At 68.5% G+C, this 14,971-nt stretch carries 14 protein-coding genes and 1 riboswitch; of the genes, 8 read left to right on the top strand and 6 right to left on the bottom strand.

The window, feature by feature from the left end:
* Positions 1–96: 96 nt before the first annotated feature.
* Positions 97–546 carry a hypothetical protein gene (locus HKK74_RS08880; protein WP_187242634.1) on the bottom strand — a complete coding sequence of 150 codons (450 nt, stop codon included), beginning with the start codon at positions 544–546 and terminating at the stop codon, positions 97–99.
* A 289-nt stretch (positions 547–835) separates the two neighbouring features.
* Between HKK74_RS08880 and HKK74_RS39710 the strand changes: the two genes are divergently transcribed.
* Both HKK74_RS39710 and HKK74_RS41315 read left to right on the top strand, forming a co-directional pair.
* Complete coding sequence (locus HKK74_RS39710) at positions 836–2,017, top strand: sensor histidine kinase (protein WP_222722057.1); 1,182 nt, start codon at positions 836–838, stop codon at positions 2,015–2,017.
* Positions 2,014–2,667 carry a response regulator gene (locus tag HKK74_RS41315; RefSeq protein ID WP_187242635.1) on the top strand — a complete coding sequence of 218 codons (654 nt, stop codon included), beginning with the start codon at positions 2,014–2,016 and terminating at the stop codon, positions 2,665–2,667. Before HKK74_RS39710 ends, HKK74_RS41315 begins: the two co-directional genes overlap by 4 nt.
* A 37-nt stretch (positions 2,668–2,704) precedes the next feature.
* Here HKK74_RS41315 and HKK74_RS40745 read toward each other — a convergent pair whose 3' ends face one another.
* The gene (locus HKK74_RS40745; protein WP_222722058.1) at positions 2,705–4,690 is read right to left on the bottom strand and encodes a serine/threonine-protein kinase; all 1,986 of its coding nucleotides are present in this window, start codon (positions 4,688–4,690) and stop codon (positions 2,705–2,707) included.
* Between the two features lie 137 nt (positions 4,691–4,827).
* On the opposite strand from HKK74_RS40745, the gene HKK74_RS08900 reads away from it, so the two are divergent.
* The 3 genes from HKK74_RS08900 to HKK74_RS08910 all read left to right on the top strand — a co-directional run bounded on the left by HKK74_RS08900 (position 4,828) and on the right by HKK74_RS08910 (position 7,150).
* Positions 4,828–5,376: an RNA polymerase sigma factor gene (locus HKK74_RS08900; RefSeq protein ID WP_187242637.1), complete on the top strand. Its 549-nt coding sequence runs from the start codon at positions 4,828–4,830 to the stop codon at positions 5,374–5,376.
* Positions 5,376–6,059: an alpha-ketoglutarate-dependent dioxygenase AlkB gene (locus tag HKK74_RS08905; RefSeq protein WP_187242638.1), complete on the top strand. Its 684-nt coding sequence runs from the start codon at positions 5,376–5,378 to the stop codon at positions 6,057–6,059. Before HKK74_RS08900 ends, HKK74_RS08905 begins: the two co-directional genes overlap by 1 nt.
* An 89-nt stretch (positions 6,060–6,148) precedes the next feature.
* Entirely contained in the window at positions 6,149–7,150 is a 1,002-nt protein-coding gene (locus HKK74_RS08910; RefSeq protein ID WP_187242639.1) for a sulfotransferase family protein, read from the top strand.
* 155 nt (positions 7,151–7,305) lie between these two features.
* Here the strand turns inward: HKK74_RS08910 and HKK74_RS08915 are convergent, their stop codons facing one another.
* On the bottom strand, positions 7,306–8,832 hold the full coding sequence (locus HKK74_RS08915) for an alpha,alpha-trehalose-phosphate synthase (UDP-forming) (RefSeq protein WP_187242640.1): 1,527 nt from the start codon (positions 8,830–8,832) through the stop codon (positions 7,306–7,308).
* Positions 8,833–9,146: 314 nt separating this feature from the next.
* A riboswitch (SAM riboswitch) is annotated at positions 9,147–9,285 on the top strand.
* A gap of 14 nt (positions 9,286–9,299) precedes the next feature.
* Here HKK74_RS08915 and thrC point away from each other — a divergent pair.
* From thrC to HKK74_RS08930, 3 genes are all read left to right on the top strand, one after another.
* Entirely contained in the window at positions 9,300–10,547 is a 1,248-nt protein-coding gene (gene thrC, locus HKK74_RS08920) for a threonine synthase (protein ID WP_187242641.1), read from the top strand.
* Positions 10,548–10,607: 60 nt separating this feature from the next.
* Entirely contained in the window at positions 10,608–10,886 is a 279-nt protein-coding gene (locus HKK74_RS08925) for a MoaD/ThiS family protein (RefSeq protein WP_187242642.1), read from the top strand.
* A gap of 238 nt (positions 10,887–11,124) precedes the next feature.
* Positions 11,125–11,325 (top strand): cold-shock protein, encoded by a 201-nt coding sequence (locus tag HKK74_RS08930; RefSeq protein WP_187242643.1) that lies wholly within the window; start codon positions 11,125–11,127, stop codon positions 11,323–11,325.
* Positions 11,326–11,930: 605 nt separating this feature from the next.
* Here HKK74_RS08930 and HKK74_RS08935 read toward each other — a convergent pair.
* The 3 genes from HKK74_RS08935 to HKK74_RS08945 form a co-directional block, all read right to left on the bottom strand.
* Positions 11,931–12,590, bottom strand: coding sequence for a YdcF family protein (locus tag HKK74_RS08935; protein WP_187242644.1), 660 nt, complete (start codon positions 12,588–12,590; stop codon positions 11,931–11,933).
* Between the two features lie 144 nt (positions 12,591–12,734).
* On the bottom strand, positions 12,735–13,016 hold the full coding sequence (locus HKK74_RS08940) for a hypothetical protein (protein ID WP_187242645.1): 282 nt from the start codon (positions 13,014–13,016) through the stop codon (positions 12,735–12,737).
* 1,513 nt (positions 13,017–14,529) lie between these two features.
* Positions 14,530–14,967 carry a hypothetical protein gene (locus HKK74_RS08945; RefSeq protein WP_222722059.1) on the bottom strand — a complete coding sequence of 146 codons (438 nt, stop codon included), beginning with the start codon at positions 14,965–14,967 and terminating at the stop codon, positions 14,530–14,532.
* Positions 14,968–14,971: the final 4 nt, after the last annotated feature.

Raw genomic sequence — 14,971 nt, forward strand, 5'->3', positions numbered from 1 at the left:
AGGCTGAGGTGCAGGAGAAACCGCACCGCTTGTTCGCCGGTCGCGTCCACCGGGCCCGGTCTGGACCCGGCATGCCGCTCCATCCCGATAAACGTGTCAATCCCGATGAGCATGCGGCCGGTGGCGGCCGCTCTCCCCTGCCGCGACGACTGTGCGCCCGGCGCGTACCTGCCGCACCGCGATGAACGCGAGCAGCGCAATGGTCACCACGTCGAACAGCACGCCCGACGCGGCGTCACGCCACGAGGAGTCCGGAAGAGAGAACATGAGCGCGATGAAGGACGACTTGGTGATGATCGCGGTGACGGCCACCGGTACCCGGACCGCCGGCCGGTATGCCGCCCAGATCAGCGCCGAGCCCAGTGCCCCCTGAAGCACGCCTCTGTGCTGGAGCAGCGCCAGGACCATGGGGTCCGGCTCGTCGCCGAGGCCGTACCCGAACTCCAGCGCCCCCTGCCAGCCGACCGCGAGCGCCGGTGTCGCCGTGATGACGCCGAGCACCGCCAAGGCCGCTCGGACGGCGACCTCCGCTTTACGTGATCTCACTGATCCTCCCGATTGCGCCGTCAATGCCCGGTCCCCGGCGGCAGGTCCATCTCCCGGCCTGCCGTGAGACCGCCGTCGATGAGTACGGACGCACCCGTCATGTACGCGAACAGGCGGCTGGTGCTGTTGAGTGCTCATGGCTCTGACCCAAGCAGCGCTCATGTCCGGGCGCCTCCGCCGACGAGCCCGCCCGTGCCGGCCGTTCGGCCGGTCATGGCGGCCACTTGGAGGACCCTCCCTCCTCCCGCGGCGGGATACCGGTGGAGACGGCTCTCCCTATGATCGAGGCGTGCTCGCTGTATGGGTGGAACGGGCCGCCGTCGGCAGGTTCAGCCCGGCTCGGGTGGCGCTGCTCACCGCCTTGGCGGTCGGTGATCTGGCGCTGTTGCATCACCCGGGTACGGCCTGGGACTGGGGGCTCGTACTGACCGGGTTCCTGCTGCTCTTGAGCGCGAGCGTGTGGCCGCTGCCCGCCCTGCTCGGCCTGTCCGCCCTGCTCGGGACCGCCGGCGCCACCGAGGCGGGTGTCGTGATGCCGGTGAAGGTGATGTGCGGCATCGCGCTGTTCGAGCTGGCCGTACGCCGATCCGGCCGGCAACTGTCCGCCGGCGGATGCGCGCTCGCGATCGCCATCGCGGCCGAGTGGGTCGGGCGGGCTCCCGCGGAGGTGGCGCCTGTCCTGTTCCGCGTCGGAACCGTCATGGGTGTGCCGTTGCTGGTCGGCGCTTACATCCGTTCGATACGGGAGAGCGCCCGGAAGGCCAGAGAGAAGGCCGCGGACGAGGAGCGGCGCCGACTGTCGCAGACGCGTGCCGTACGCGCGGCCGAGCGTACGGCCATCGCCCGTGAACTGCACGACCTGGTGGCCCATCACGTGTCGTCGATGGTGCTCCGGGTCGGGGTGGCGCGGCATGTCCTGCCGGATTCCGACCCGCGCGTCGCCGAGGTGCTCAGGGATCTGCACACCTCCGGCACGGCGGCTCTGGCCGATCTACGCCGCCTGGTGGGAGTGCTGCGGGATCCCGCCTCAGTGCACGACAGCCCACCGCTGATCGATCCGGGGGCCCTGCCGGCCGCCCTGAGCGCCGTGGTGGAGAACGGCCGGAAGACGGGGCTCACGGTCGACGCTTCGATCGATCCGGCCGTCGCCCGGCTGGACACTCTTCGCGGATTCACCGTGCTGAGGCTCACCCAGGAAGGCATGGCCAACGTCGCCAAGCACGCGGGACCGTCCGCGCACGCTCGGCTGTCTGTGCGGGTGGAGAGCGGTACGGTCACGCTGCGGCTCGACAATGACGTCGACGCGGGTCACCGTGCGGGGTCGACCACGCAGGGAGGGTCGGGGCACGGCCTGACGGGCATGCTGGAACGAGTGGAGCTGCTCGGTGGCCGGCTGGCCGCGGGACCGAGCCGATCCGGGTGGTCGTTGTCCGCGGAACTGCCGGCCCTGGCGCCGGAGCCGCAGCCGTGATTCGGGTCCTTCTCGTCGACGATCAGCACCTCGTCCGCATGGGTCTGACGATGCTGTGCGAGTCCGATCCGGATATGGAGATCGCGGGTGAGGCGAGCAACGGACACGAGGCGGTACGGCTGGTCGAGCGGCTCCTGCCCGACGTGGTGCTGATGGACCTGCACATGCCGGGCATGGACGGGGTGACCGCCACTGAACGGATCATGGCGGCCCGGCCGGCCACGCGGGTGCTGGCACTGACGACCTTCGATGACGACGACCACCTCTATCCGGCACTCGCCGCCGGGGCCTGTGGCTTCGTGGTGAAGGACACGCCGCCGGGCGAACTGCTCGACGCGGTGCGCCGGGCGGCCGAGGGCGACAGCCCGTTCAGCCAGAGCGTTCTCAACCGCCTGGTGGAGCAGGCCGTACGGGCGCGTGGGGCGGTGCGTGAAGCACCGGCCGTGGTGCTCCCGGGCCTGTCCCCCCGGGAGCGTGAGGTCCTCGCGCTGGTCGCCGCAGGCCACTCCAACCAGGAGATCGCCCACCGGCTCCATCTCGGTGTCACCACGGTGAAGACGCACGTCGGCAGCCTCATGGCCAAGACCGGCACCCGAAGCCGGATCCGGTTGGCCGTCCTGGCCGTACGCGCCGGAATCGGTGAGGACTGACCGACCGGCTTCGGTCATCGAGCCGATCGGTCCAGGGCTAGGGGCCCTTGGCGACGACGCTGTCCAGGATCTGCTTGGTGAGGTCCTTGCCGTCGACCTGCTTGATCCGGATCCACAGGCCGAACTTGCCGCCCGCGTCGGTGAGGCCGATCTCGCTGATCGACGGAGTGCCGGTGGTGCATTTCGTGTAGCGCGTGATCGTGCCCTTGAGCTGACCGCGTGCGTAGTCCTCCGGCCCGCTCTTGGTGCACTGGGGGTGCTGTGAGGCGTTGGCCGGTGGCAGCTTGCCTGCGGCGACGTCGGTGGTCAGCCCGATGAAGACGCCAGGGGTCTTGCCGGCCGAGTTGCGGAACTCGGTGAAGCTCGGCGTGGCCCGCAGCACCGGTCGCTGCTGGGCGTCGGCCAGCGCCACCTCCGTGGGCAGCCAGGTCGCCTGCGGCTGCTTGGGCCAGGCCTTCGGAACCGTCACGGTCAGCTTGCCGGACCCGTCGCTCACCGTGGTGAAGTTGGGGTCGGGCTTCGCCTGCTGCTTCTCGTCGTCGCCGGAGAAGAAGACACCGAGCAGCCGCCCGGCGATCAGAGCGACCACCAGGATCCCGACCGCGATCGCGGCTGGGATCAGCCACTTCTTCTTTCCCGCGCCGTCCGCTCCGCCCGGGTCGGGAGTGCGTCGACGGCGTCCGGGCGACCGGCCGGACCTGCCGCTTCCACCACCGGGCCCACCGGGGCCACCCGGACCGTGCGGACCGGCGGGGCCGCCCGGGCCCGGCTGCATGGGGGGGCCGGGAGGGCCCTGGGGGTAGGCGCCGCCGGGGGGCGGCTGCATCGGGTGACCGCGGGGTGGTGTGCCGGAGTCCTGCCGGCCGTGGAAACCCTGTGGGCCTTGTGGGCCGTGCGGCAGTGGCTGGGGGAGGATCGCGGTGCCGTCGGTCCGTACGGTCTGTTCCCCGTCGGTGCCGTGGTCCACCATCGTCTCGTCGCCGGACGGGCTCTGGCCCGGGACCCGCACCTCCGAGGTGTGGATCTCATCCTGAGTCGCTGGGGGCCGCCCCGTGGATCCGTGGGCCGGCGTGGGCGGCCGTGAGTCGCCGTACGGCTCGCGAGGGGGCGGCGGAGGGCCCGGTGTGCCGTACGACGCCGGTGGTGGCCCCTGCGGGCCCAGCGGCCCCTGCTGAGGCGGCGGCGGAGGGCCGGGTGTGCCGTAGGAGTCCTCCTGCCCCGTCCAGGGCGGGGCGCCCGGAGGCCTGAGCGTCTTCAGCGCCTCGGCGAACGCGTCCGCGGTCGGCCACCGGTTCTCGCGTTGTACGTCGAGTGCGCGCATGACCACCTGGTCGAACTCTGGTCCCAGTTCGGGTCGCAGCCGAGTCAGTGGAATCTTCACTGGCGCCACACCGGGGGCGCGCCCCGCGAGCATGTGATAGGTCAGCGCGCCGAGGCCGTACACGTCCGCGCGCACGTCCAGGCCGCCGCCGAACCGGGCCTGTTCGGGCGACATGTAGCCCGGGGTTCCCACCGGCAGCGTGAAGGCGCCCGAGGCGTGCGCGAGCGCCTTGGCGAGTCCGAGGTCGGCGATGAGCAGCCGCTCGCCGCCGTCCGGCGTGGACTGGAACAGCACGTTGGACGGCTTCAGGTCCCGGTGGATGATGCCGAGCCGGTTGATGACCTCGACGCCATACGCGATCTCCTGGGCGAGCGCAAGGGCTTCGTTGACCGGAACCGGCCGGTGTTGCATCCGGTCGGCGAGCGTGCCCTTGTCGGCGTACGACATCACGAAGTACGGACGGCCGTCCGGCAGCTCACCGATGTCGTGAACCCGCACGAGCCGTTCGGAGTCCGCCCGGCGCAGTATCCGGGCCTCCTCGAGGAAGCGGTTGCGCACGTCGAGGTCGTCGAGAAGGCTTCCGGACAGGACCTTTATGGCTACTGGGGCGGCGAGCGCGTCGTCATGGCCCAGCCACACTGAGGCGAACGCCCCGGAGCCGAGGACGCGGTCGATTCGATAACGACCGACAGATGTAGGCATGGACACCCCCGTATCATGCCCAAAAACCGGGTCTTGCTGGGAACCGGCCGGACGGAAGGCGGCGATGACCGGACCGAGGCGTGCGTCGAGCGAAGGCGAGCGATTGCCGAGCGTGCAAAGAACACAGCGAGGGCAGCATGGCATTCGATGAGCGGACCGAGGCCCTGGCCGTAAGGGCCTCCAAGGGTGACAAGGCGGCTCTGGACGAGCTGCTCCGGGCCATCGAGCCGGACGTCATGCGGCACAGTGCGCGGTTCCTGCCGTGCCGCCAGGACGCCGAGGAGGCTTGCCAGGACGCGCTGCTGCAGGTCGCCCGCAATATCCACAGGTTCGAGGGGCGCTCGAGGTTCAGCACCTGGCTGCACGTCGTCGTGGCCAACTCGGCGCGGTCCACGTACCGGTCGCTGAAGCGGCGCTCGGTCGAGCAGGCCGGCGAGCTGCCGCAGCAGCGACCGGACCCGCACCGCACGAGTGTGATCGCCGGTTCGAGGGTCGACATCCTCGACGCGATGGAGGAGCTCGAGGCGCGCAAGCCCGACCTCATCCAGGCGCTCGTGCTCCGCGATGTCTCCCAGCTCGAGTACTCCGAGATCGCCGAGCAGCTCGGCCTGCCGCTCGGCACGGTCAAGTCGCGGATCCACGAGGCTCGCAAGCAGTTCCGCCAGGCGCTCGGCGACGACTACTGATGTCCTTCATCGTCGGCGACGGTGCTCGTCGTGATGGGCTCGGTGACGCGGTGCGCGCCGGTGACGGCGCCCCGCCGCAGGCGCCGGAAGCGGTTCCGGGGCTGCGGTACTTTCCCGGCTGGCTCACCCCCGATGCCGGAGAGACCCTGCTCTCGTCCATAGACGCCGCCGAGTGGTCGGAGGAGTTGCGGCGCAGAGTGCAGCACTACGGCCACCGGTACGACTACGGTCGCCGGAGCGTGGCCGCGGACTCACGGGCCGGCGTCGCTCCGCCGCTCCCTGCATGGGCGCGCGAACAAGCCGTACGCCTGGTGCGTGAAGGCATCCTGGACCAGGCGGCCGACCAGGCCATCATCAACGAGTACCACCCGGGCCAGGGCATCAGCCCGCACGTCGACTGCGTGCCGTGCTTCGGTCCCGTGGTGGCCGCGATATCCCTCGGCTCCGCGTGCGTGATGGACTTCACCGACCCCGGGGACGGTACGAAGGTGGCGGTACCGCTCGCCCCGGGCAGCCTGTGCGTCATGACCGGGCCCGCCCGCTACACATGGCGTCACGGCATCGCCGCCCGCAAGAGCGACCCGGGCCCGGCGGGTCGCGTCCCTCGCGGCCGACGGGTGTCGGTCACCTTCCGCACGGTGGTCGAAGCGGTGGTCGAAGCGGTGGTCGAACCCGCGCGATGACCGGTGACCGGTCATGAGTGGGTAACGTCGCGGCAAGGTTGGGCGAAGGTTCGAGGCGGTGTCCGGCGTACCGGGCCAGCATCCCTGGTATGCCTTCCGATCGACCGATCTTCGTTGTCGGGTGCCCTCGCTCGGGCACGACGATGCTGCAGCTGATGTTGCACGCTCATCAGAGGATCGCCATTCCGCCGGAGACGCGGTTCCTGCTGCCCGTCTATGAGTCCCGGTGCGACTTCGGTGATCTTCGCGAGCCGGCCAACCGCCGCGAGCTGGCCCGCTCGATCGTCGACGTGAAGGAGACGAAGTTCGCGGACCTGGGCCTCGATCCCGACCAGGTCGTCGAGGAGATCGCCGCGGGCCCGCCCACGGTGGGGTCGGCGCTCGGCATCGTGTTCCGGGCCTATGCGAGGCGCTTCGGCAGCGCTCGGTGGGGGGACAAGCGGCCGAGTTACTTCCGCCGCCTCGACGTGCTGCTGCGCATGTTCCCCGACGCGCAGATCGTCCACCTGGTGCGTGACGGCCGCGACTGCGTGGCGTCGCTCAAGGAGATGCCGTGGTTCCACATGGGCACCTCCCACGCCATCTCCACCTGGAACGAGGCGATCGACGCGGGCCGGCGGGCGGCGCGGCGGCTCGGCCCGACCGCCTACTACGAGATGGGTTACGAGCGGCTGGTCGCCGACCCGCAGACCGAGCTGATGCGGCTGTGCGACTTCCTCGGTGAGGAGTACGACCCGGTGATGGCGGAGCCGCACCACATGGCGAAGGTGGCCGTACCGGCGCACAAGAAATGGCACGCGCGCACCTACGACTCGGTGGGCACCGACCGGGTCGGCTCCTGGTCCCGGCGGCTTGAGCCGTGGGAGATCGCGCTGTGCGAGAGCGCGATGGGCTCGCGGCTGACCGACAACGGATACGAGCGCACCGGCGTGCCCCGCCCGTCCGCGGCGCACATGGCCCGCTACCTGCGGGTCGCCGCACACCGGCGGCTGGCGGCGCGCAAGTGCGACGCTTTCGACCAGGTACGGCGGCGCTGCGAGCCCAATCCCGTGGCCTCGCAGCTCACCACACCGGCGTACGCGGACGCCTGACGCGGACGCCTGACCTGGGCACCGGGCCTGGGCACCGGGCCTGGGCACCGGGCCTGGGCATCGGGCCTGGGCATCGGGCCTGGGCATCGGGCCTGGGCATCGGGCCTGGGCATCGGGCCTGGGCATCGGGCCTGGGCATCGGCCCACCCGGCGGCTCAGTCCAGCGCGGCCAGCTGCTCGGCGAACCATTCCCGCGGGGGAAGAGCCATCGCCGCGGCGGCGAGCCGCTCGCACCGTGCGGTCCGTTCGTCGCGGGGCATCAGCAGCGCGTGGTGCAGGGCCTCGGAGGTCTGCGAGACGTCGAACGGGTTGACCAGCAGCGCGTCCTCGCCGAGCTCGGCGGCGGCCCCGGCCTCCTGTGACAGTACGAGGGCACAGCCGTGCTCGGACACGACCGGGCCCTCCTTGGCGACGAGATTCATGCCGTCCCGGATCGGATTGACCAGCAGGACGTGCGCCATTCGGTAGGCGGCGAGCGATCGGGGATAGTCGTCGTAGACCTCGAGGATCAGCGGTTCCCAGCTCTCGTCGCCGAACTCGTCCGTGATCTGCTGGGCCGTTCGCCGGACCGCGTCGGTGTACTCCCGGTACTCCGGCAGGTCGTACCGCGACGGGTACGCGAACGCCACGTGCACCACCCGGCCGTGCCATTCCGGGTGGTTGACGAGCAGTTCCCGGTATGCCGCGAGGCCGCGCACGAGGTTCTTGGAGAGCTCGGTCCGGTCGATCCGTACGAGCACTCTCCGGTCGCCGACGCGCTCACGCAGCGTGGCGGCGCGATCGGCGACATCCGGTTCGGCGGCCCGCTGCCGGAGAGCGGGCCCGTCGACCCCGAGGCCGTGCACGCCGATCCTGGTGGCGCGGCCCTTGTAGGTGACCGTTGGGGTGATGCGGTCGACCTTCGCGCCGAGGATCACCTCGCAGCAGTCCATGAAGGCCTTCGCCCAGCGCTCGGTGAGGAATCCGGCGTGGTCGGCACCGAGGATGCCTTCGAGGACCTGCACGCCGATGTCGTCGGGCAGCAGCCGGTAGTAGTCCGGCGGCGCCCACGGGGTGTGGGAGAAATGGGCGATCCGCAGATCGGGACGGCGTTCACGCAGCATGTGCGGTGCCAGCGTCAGGTGGTAGTCCTGAATGGCCGCCTTCGCGCCGCGGGCCGCGTCACGCGCCAGCGCGTCCGCGAAGGCGGCGTTGTAGGCGTTGTAGGCCTGCCAGTCCCGGTGGAAGCCCGCGTCGAAATGCGGTTTGTTCGGGGTGTCGTACAGCAGGTGATGTACGAACCACAGGGTGGCGTTCGCCACCGAGTTGTAGGCCCGGTGGAACGTGGCGGGCGGGATGTCGAGCATGCGCACGGCGCCGCCGCCGGTGTCATGACCCGCCAGGTCGAGGCGGCCGTCCGGGGCCTGCCGTGCGGCCGCGCGATCGGAGTCGGAGAGCGCCGCGCAGACCCACAGCGCATCCGCTTCGGCCGCACCCACCCCCGCGCCGTCCTCCGCACGGCTCTCCGCGCCCTCCTCGGCGCCGCTCTGGGCACCGTTCCGGGATTCGGCGCGCCCGGCCACGGACGCCAGGGCGGACACGAGTCCCCCGCCGCCTCGGCGCAAGGTGAGAGTTCCATCCTCGGACAGTGAGAAAGACACCGGACCGCGGTTGGATGCGACAAGGACCTGCGCATGACTCATATGCGGCAGCGTAACCCGCCAGCGGATCTAGGTTCGATGTCGGTGCGCCCCAGCGCTCGGTGAGTTTCGCACCAGGTCCGAGGGCAGAGGTCTGGTCCATGGGTCGAGCAGGTAAAGGCGGTGATGCCGGCGGCTGGTCGCGGACCGGATCGACCAGGCGCCTGCGGGAATCCGTCTCGATCGTCCGGCACATGTCCGTGGACCCGACCCGGCGGGAGCGCGAACCCGTCTGGGACGGGTGGCGTCCCGACCGGTGAGACACGCTTGCCCGGTCTCCGGACGGTTCAGGTACAGTTTCGCGTACAACTTCATATTGCTCATCCAGAGGGGTGGAGGGATCGGCCCTGCGAAGCCCCGGCAACCCTCCCGTCGCACTCGTTAATCAGCAGCGAGGCCGCGCGGGACAGGTGCCAAATCCGACCTGTGACCAAGGTGGCACAGGGCAGATGAGGGAAGGCCTCGCTTCCATGGCACAAACCCCTGCGACACCCGCTCTCGGACCCGCCAAGGCACTCGTCTGCCGTGAGTGCGGCGCGTCCGCCGCGCTCGGCCCCCACTACGCCTGTGAAGAGTGTTTCGGCCCACTCGAGATCTCGTACGACTTCGGCGACGTCACCCGCGCCGGCATCGAGGCCGGCCCGGCGAACATCTGGCGCTACCGCGGTCTGCTGCCGGTGCCGCCCAATGTGATCGATACGCCCAACACCGAGCCGGGCTGGACCCGGCTCGTTCGTGCCGATCACCTCGCCGAGTCCCTGGGGATCCGGACGCTGTGGGTCAAGGACGACAGCGGAAACCCCACCCATTCGTTCAAGGACCGGGTGGTCGGCGTCGCGCTGGCCGCCGCCCGTGAGCTCGGCTTCAAGGTGCTCGCCTGTCCTTCCACCGGCAACCTGGCCAACGCCGTCGCCGCGGCGGCGGCCCGGGCCGGGATCCGCTCCGCCGTCTTCGTACCCTCGAACCTCGAGGAGCAGAAGATCATCACGACGGCGGTCTACGGCGGCACTTTCGTGACCGTCGACGGCAACTACGACGACGTGAACCGGCTCGCCTCCGAGATAGCGGGCGAGCAGGACGACTGGGCCTTCGTCAACGTCAACGTGCGCCCGTACTACGCCGAGGGCTCCAAGACCCTGGGCTATGAGATCGCCGAGCAGCTCGGCTGGCGGCTGCCCGACCAGATCGTGATCCCGGTCGCGTCCGGGTCCCAGCTCACCAAGATCGACAAGGCCTTCCAGGAGTTCATCAAGCTCGGCCTGGTCGAGGACAAGCCCTACCGTGTCTTCGGCGCGCAGGCGCTCGGGTGCAGCCCGATCGCGGCGGCGTTCAAGGCCGGCCACGATGTCGTACGGCCGGTCAAGCCGGACACCATCGCCAAGTCGCTGGCGATCGGCAACCCGGCCGACGGACCCTACGTGCTCGACGTCGCGCGCCGTACCGGTGGTGCGGTCGAGGATGTGACGGATGCCGAGGTGGTCGAGGGCATCCAGCTGCTCGCGCGTACCGAGGGCATCTTCGGCGAGACGGCGGGGGGAGTCACCGTCGCCACCCTCCGCAAGCTGGTCCAGACGGGGCTGCTCGACCCGGACGCCGAAACCGTGATCATCAACTCGGGCGACGGGCTGAAGACGCTCAACGCGGTCGCGCCGGTGGCCCGGCCGTCCGCCGACATCGCGCCCACCCTTGAGGCCTTCCGCGCCTCGGGGCTGGCCTGAACCCACGTCCGCCGCGAATCCCGCAACCCGCTCAGAGCCTGAGAGTGATGTGATCCGACAATGAGCACGGTCTCCGTCCGAATCCCGACGATCCTCCGGACCTATACCGGGGGGGAATCAGAGGTCAAGGCCGCCGGTGCCACGCTGCGTGACGTCATCGCCGACCTTGACGCCAACCACCCGGGCATCGCGGCCCGGATCCTCGACGACGCCGGCAAGGTCCGCCGCTTCGTGAACGTCTATGTGGGCGACGAGGACGTGCGGTTCGCCGACGGATTGGACACGGCGACCCCAGAGGGCGTTCAGGTCTCGGTGATCCCGGCCGTCGCCGGCGGCTGAGCCGAGAACCCGCGAGCCCGCCTGCCGGACATGTCCATCTTGATGGGGATCAGACGGCTGCCGGTTGACCATTATCGGCCGTTCGGCGCTGTGCCACCGGAGGTCGTGGGTATGGTCTTGCCCGATCGCCGCGGGGGCAGGCGTACCCGAGGTCTGATCAACGGGTCTCACGGTAGCCGGGGTGCGGCCCGCGGAACCGCCGTGGCCGGCGCGGTCGCGGTTCGTCGGCAGGATTGGTATGGCGCAGGGCACTGTCAAGTGGTTCAACGCGGACAAGGGCTATGGCTTCATCGCCGTCGACGGCGGCGATGACGTCTTCGTTCATTATTCGGCCATCCAGTCGGATGGCTACCGCAGCCTCGAACAGGGGCAGCGGGTCGAGTTCGAGATCACACAGAGTGATCGCGGACCCCAGGCGGACGTCGTCCGCGGGGCCTGACCGAAGAGCGATGGGCCCGGTGACGGCCGGGCCCATCGCCTTTCCCCGTGCCGCTCGGCTCGTCCGAAGCGTGCCCGCGGTGACAGGTCCGTGACGAGGTGGCGGCTGACACGCGGCAGTCACGCAACGGTACGGCCACGCTCCGACCTGCACACGGGCGCCCCACCTCGCACGAACGGAGCCGTCCGTTCCGCAATTGTTCCGTGCGATCGATTGACGGATGCTGCGGCGCGTGTGATTCTACGTTCAATGCTGTAGCTGGCGTCTGTTTTGTGTAGTGCTCCTGCCTCGGTGCACAACGCATTGCAGGTGTTGCAGTCGCACACACAATGGGTGTTCCTGCAACATGAATCGGGTCAGCGACAGGAACCGGTCTCGAAGGGCGGTCTGTCGTGTCTGTTGTCCTTGTTGTCTTGCTCTGCGCGGGTTGGTTCGTGCTCGGCCTCGTAGCGCTGCTTAGAGCGCGTCCTGAGGACGTGCCCGCCGTCACCCGGACGCTCCTCAAGTGGGGGCGCAGATAGCACATACGTCCCACCAGACTTCCACCTTCACCGTGATCGTCTCTCCAGAGATGGCTGAGGCTGGCTGCGTGCGTTGTCGCGGGATTAGATCAGTCTGCCGGTGAATCCGGCCTCTCCAAGCCGTCTGAAGGCCGCCTCTACCTCGCTCGGCATGTGCTGCGGTATTGCGAATCCTCGCTTTGGATACTCGACGATGCGTTGCGTATCACCGACCAGCATGTTGATAACGCGGTTTACGTCACCGATGCCGGCGACATATTCATCCAAGGGCAAGGGTTGGGACGCGCAGATTCCCTTAAGTTCGGGCCAGAGTTTCTTGGCGGTGGAGTAGACGCGGCGCTGCTGGTATGGGCGAGAGATGAGGATGGCAGAGTTAACGTTTATTCCGTGCTCCGCGAGAAGCTTCCGGGTAAGTTCGGCGTTCTGGCCTGTGTTGGTCGCCTGCGTTTCGATCAGAATCGCTTCGGTAGGAACGCCCAGCTCAATGGCGTGTTCGCGGTAGTGAACGGCTTCACCTCGGGGAAAGCGTTCGACGGTCGTTGGGGCGTTGGCGCCACTGAAAACGATGCGAGGGAACATTCCTTGTTGGAAAAGCTCGGCGGTGAAGGTGGCGACGCCCAAGTCATGACTGCCTAGTCCGATCCCGACATCTGTCGGTCGGATCGTGTGGTGCATGTCGTGGTAGTCCCAGAGGGTCTCGACGTCGGTCCGGAAGGCGGCGGGGATCTCCGTTGTTGGGGACATGGAGGTGCTTCCTTGTCGATTATTCGATCTCGTCCCAGTGTGCGTGGGGATGTCGCCGTCCTTGACCAGGCGGTCCAGTTCAGGCCCCGTCGGCGCGGCATCCCGGAGCCTGAGGCCCCCGCCGGAGGCTTGCTGTACCGCGTGTCAGTCGAGGGCTTCGTACTCAGGCGATGGGTTCACCAGCTCTGGGTGCTCCACCCAGTAGCTACCTCCGTGGATCGCCAACATCGCCCAGTGCCACGAGAGGTCATGGAAGATGAGCCCGCGGAACGGCGCATCGCTCGCCTCGTAGGGATAGTGCTTCAGCGCTGCCGCCTCCGCCTCAGCCGGCGTGAAGCTTCCGTACCGCTGCATCACCCACGCGAAGCTCCGACGCTCGCCGTGCAAATATTCGACGTACTCGTCTTCGGTCCAGTCGTCGGCCACGCTTCACTGTAGAACGGCTGGTGCGGCTGCGGCATGGCGACATTTTGCACACCCGGCGGGCCGCCCGACCGGCACGGCCGGAGGGACCGGCGCCCACGCGGCACGCCCGTAGGTGTCGGCGGCGTGTCGCCAGGTGAACCAAAGCGTGACCAGGCTGAGGACATCGGGCCTGGTGGGGCGGGGTCCCGCTTGCGCTCGACCAAGGAGAGTGAGAAAGACGAATGACTTAAAGTCGCTCACCTGCGCACGGACGGCCCTGGCCTGTGTTGTCGGGGCCGTTCGTTCCGTGCCTGTTCCGTGTAGCTGGGGAGTGCTTCGGCTGCCCGTGATCGGGCGATCGTCTGAAGCCACCGGCTTGAAAGGGAGAGATTGATCTTGGTCGCTGACCTGGCGATCCGCTGAACTGCTGGTTCGTCAGCCGTCTGCCCGTGAGTGACCGTGGCTCCCCTTGATCACCATCCCGACGGGCACGCAACGGGCACGGCGCTGCTGCTACCGATCCTGACCGGGGGACCTCATCCTTATCAGCTCGTTCCCCTCCAAGGTGCTCAAGCTATGGCCACCGCGTGATCTTCCCCGGCGGTGTGGTCGGGTGGGGCGGGGTCCGGCCGCGTTGCCGTCATTGCCGTCAGAGCGCACGGTCCTCGGTGGGCTCTGTGGCGTAGCCGTGCTCTGGTGCTCGCCTGACAGGCGCGTGCATGTGCGGGTCTCCATCGCAGACTTGGTCGCGATCTCTTCGTGTTTCATGGGGGTGGTGCGTCGCAGTGGTCGAGGGCCGCCTTCCATGGTCTCCACTGCCGCCAGTGTCAGGGCGAGATCCAGGTGTCCCTTGGTCGTCGAGAAGGTGAGGTCAAAGGCTCTCTTCCCGATTGCGCGCACCTCGTCATCGGTGAGATCCCTGACCTTTTCGGCAAGCTCCTCTTCACCGTATGTGAGCAGGTCGTACCGGAGTCTCACCCGTGACGTGTTGATCAAAACGGACCTCGCAACCAGGCTTCTGCGCCGCTGGAGGGCAGCAGTCGCAATAGCCGGACTGTACCAGTGGCGGCGGAAGCCACCTCCGTGTCGGCGTGGCGCATGCGGCTCCGGAGGGCGCTTCCCCGATCATCGTGGACAGTACGGATGACCTGCGAACGAACGCCGCATCGAGGACCGCAGAGTATCTCCCGTTCCGCATATGTTCCGGATCTTGGTTACAGGGGGTGCAGTTCCAGACAGGTGGAGCATCGGTCGAACGGAGACTCGTCTCGCCATGAGGTCGAGTAGCGAGCCAACCTGTGGAGCTTGGTTCCGCACTGGGGTGCGGACTCACCTGGGGTGACCGCGTGGGTGAGGGCGGGGCCGTTCTCGATCCACTTCCAATTGGTGTACCGACCGTCAACCTTGATGGGTCTCGAAGGGTCCTTCGGGACGAAGCGGGAGTTGCTCCCGTACCACATCTCGTAGTCCACTGGCCGAGCTTAAGCCGCAGGCCCCGAGCCTGTCGCCGCCGTTCGGTTGCGTGCCGCCTCAATCAATCCGCTTGGCCTTGCCGCTTTCGTTGTTCGTCTATGTACGGCCCGGTCTCGGCGAACTGGCGGATCTGCTCTTGCTCGGCGGCCTCGTCGGCGGCGTCGAAGTGCCGCACCTGATACCACCAACGACCATGGTCGTAGCCGTCGCAGTGGTTGAAGTCGCTGGCCGTGCTGCGCAGCCGCTGCCATTCCCGCACGATCATTGCCCGCTGCCACGTATCGGGCCGCTCCACTCTGAGTAGCGTGTCTAGAAGCCCGGCCGAGTCGGAGACCAGACGGAGCAGGGCCCTCATCGCGAAGGAGATCTCACCGGTTTCGCCGACCTCTTCGTACACCTGTCCCAACTGGACGTTGAGGAACGTTTCCAGCCCGCGGATGTCCTCAGGCGTGAGATCTTCGGCGTAGGTGATGGTGCGCTCGAATGGCGAGTTGATCACGCGG

The organism is Actinomadura alba (assembly GCF_014323705.1).
GTDB classification, from domain to species: domain Bacteria; phylum Actinomycetota; class Actinomycetes; order Streptosporangiales; family Streptosporangiaceae; genus Actinomadura_C; species Actinomadura_C alba.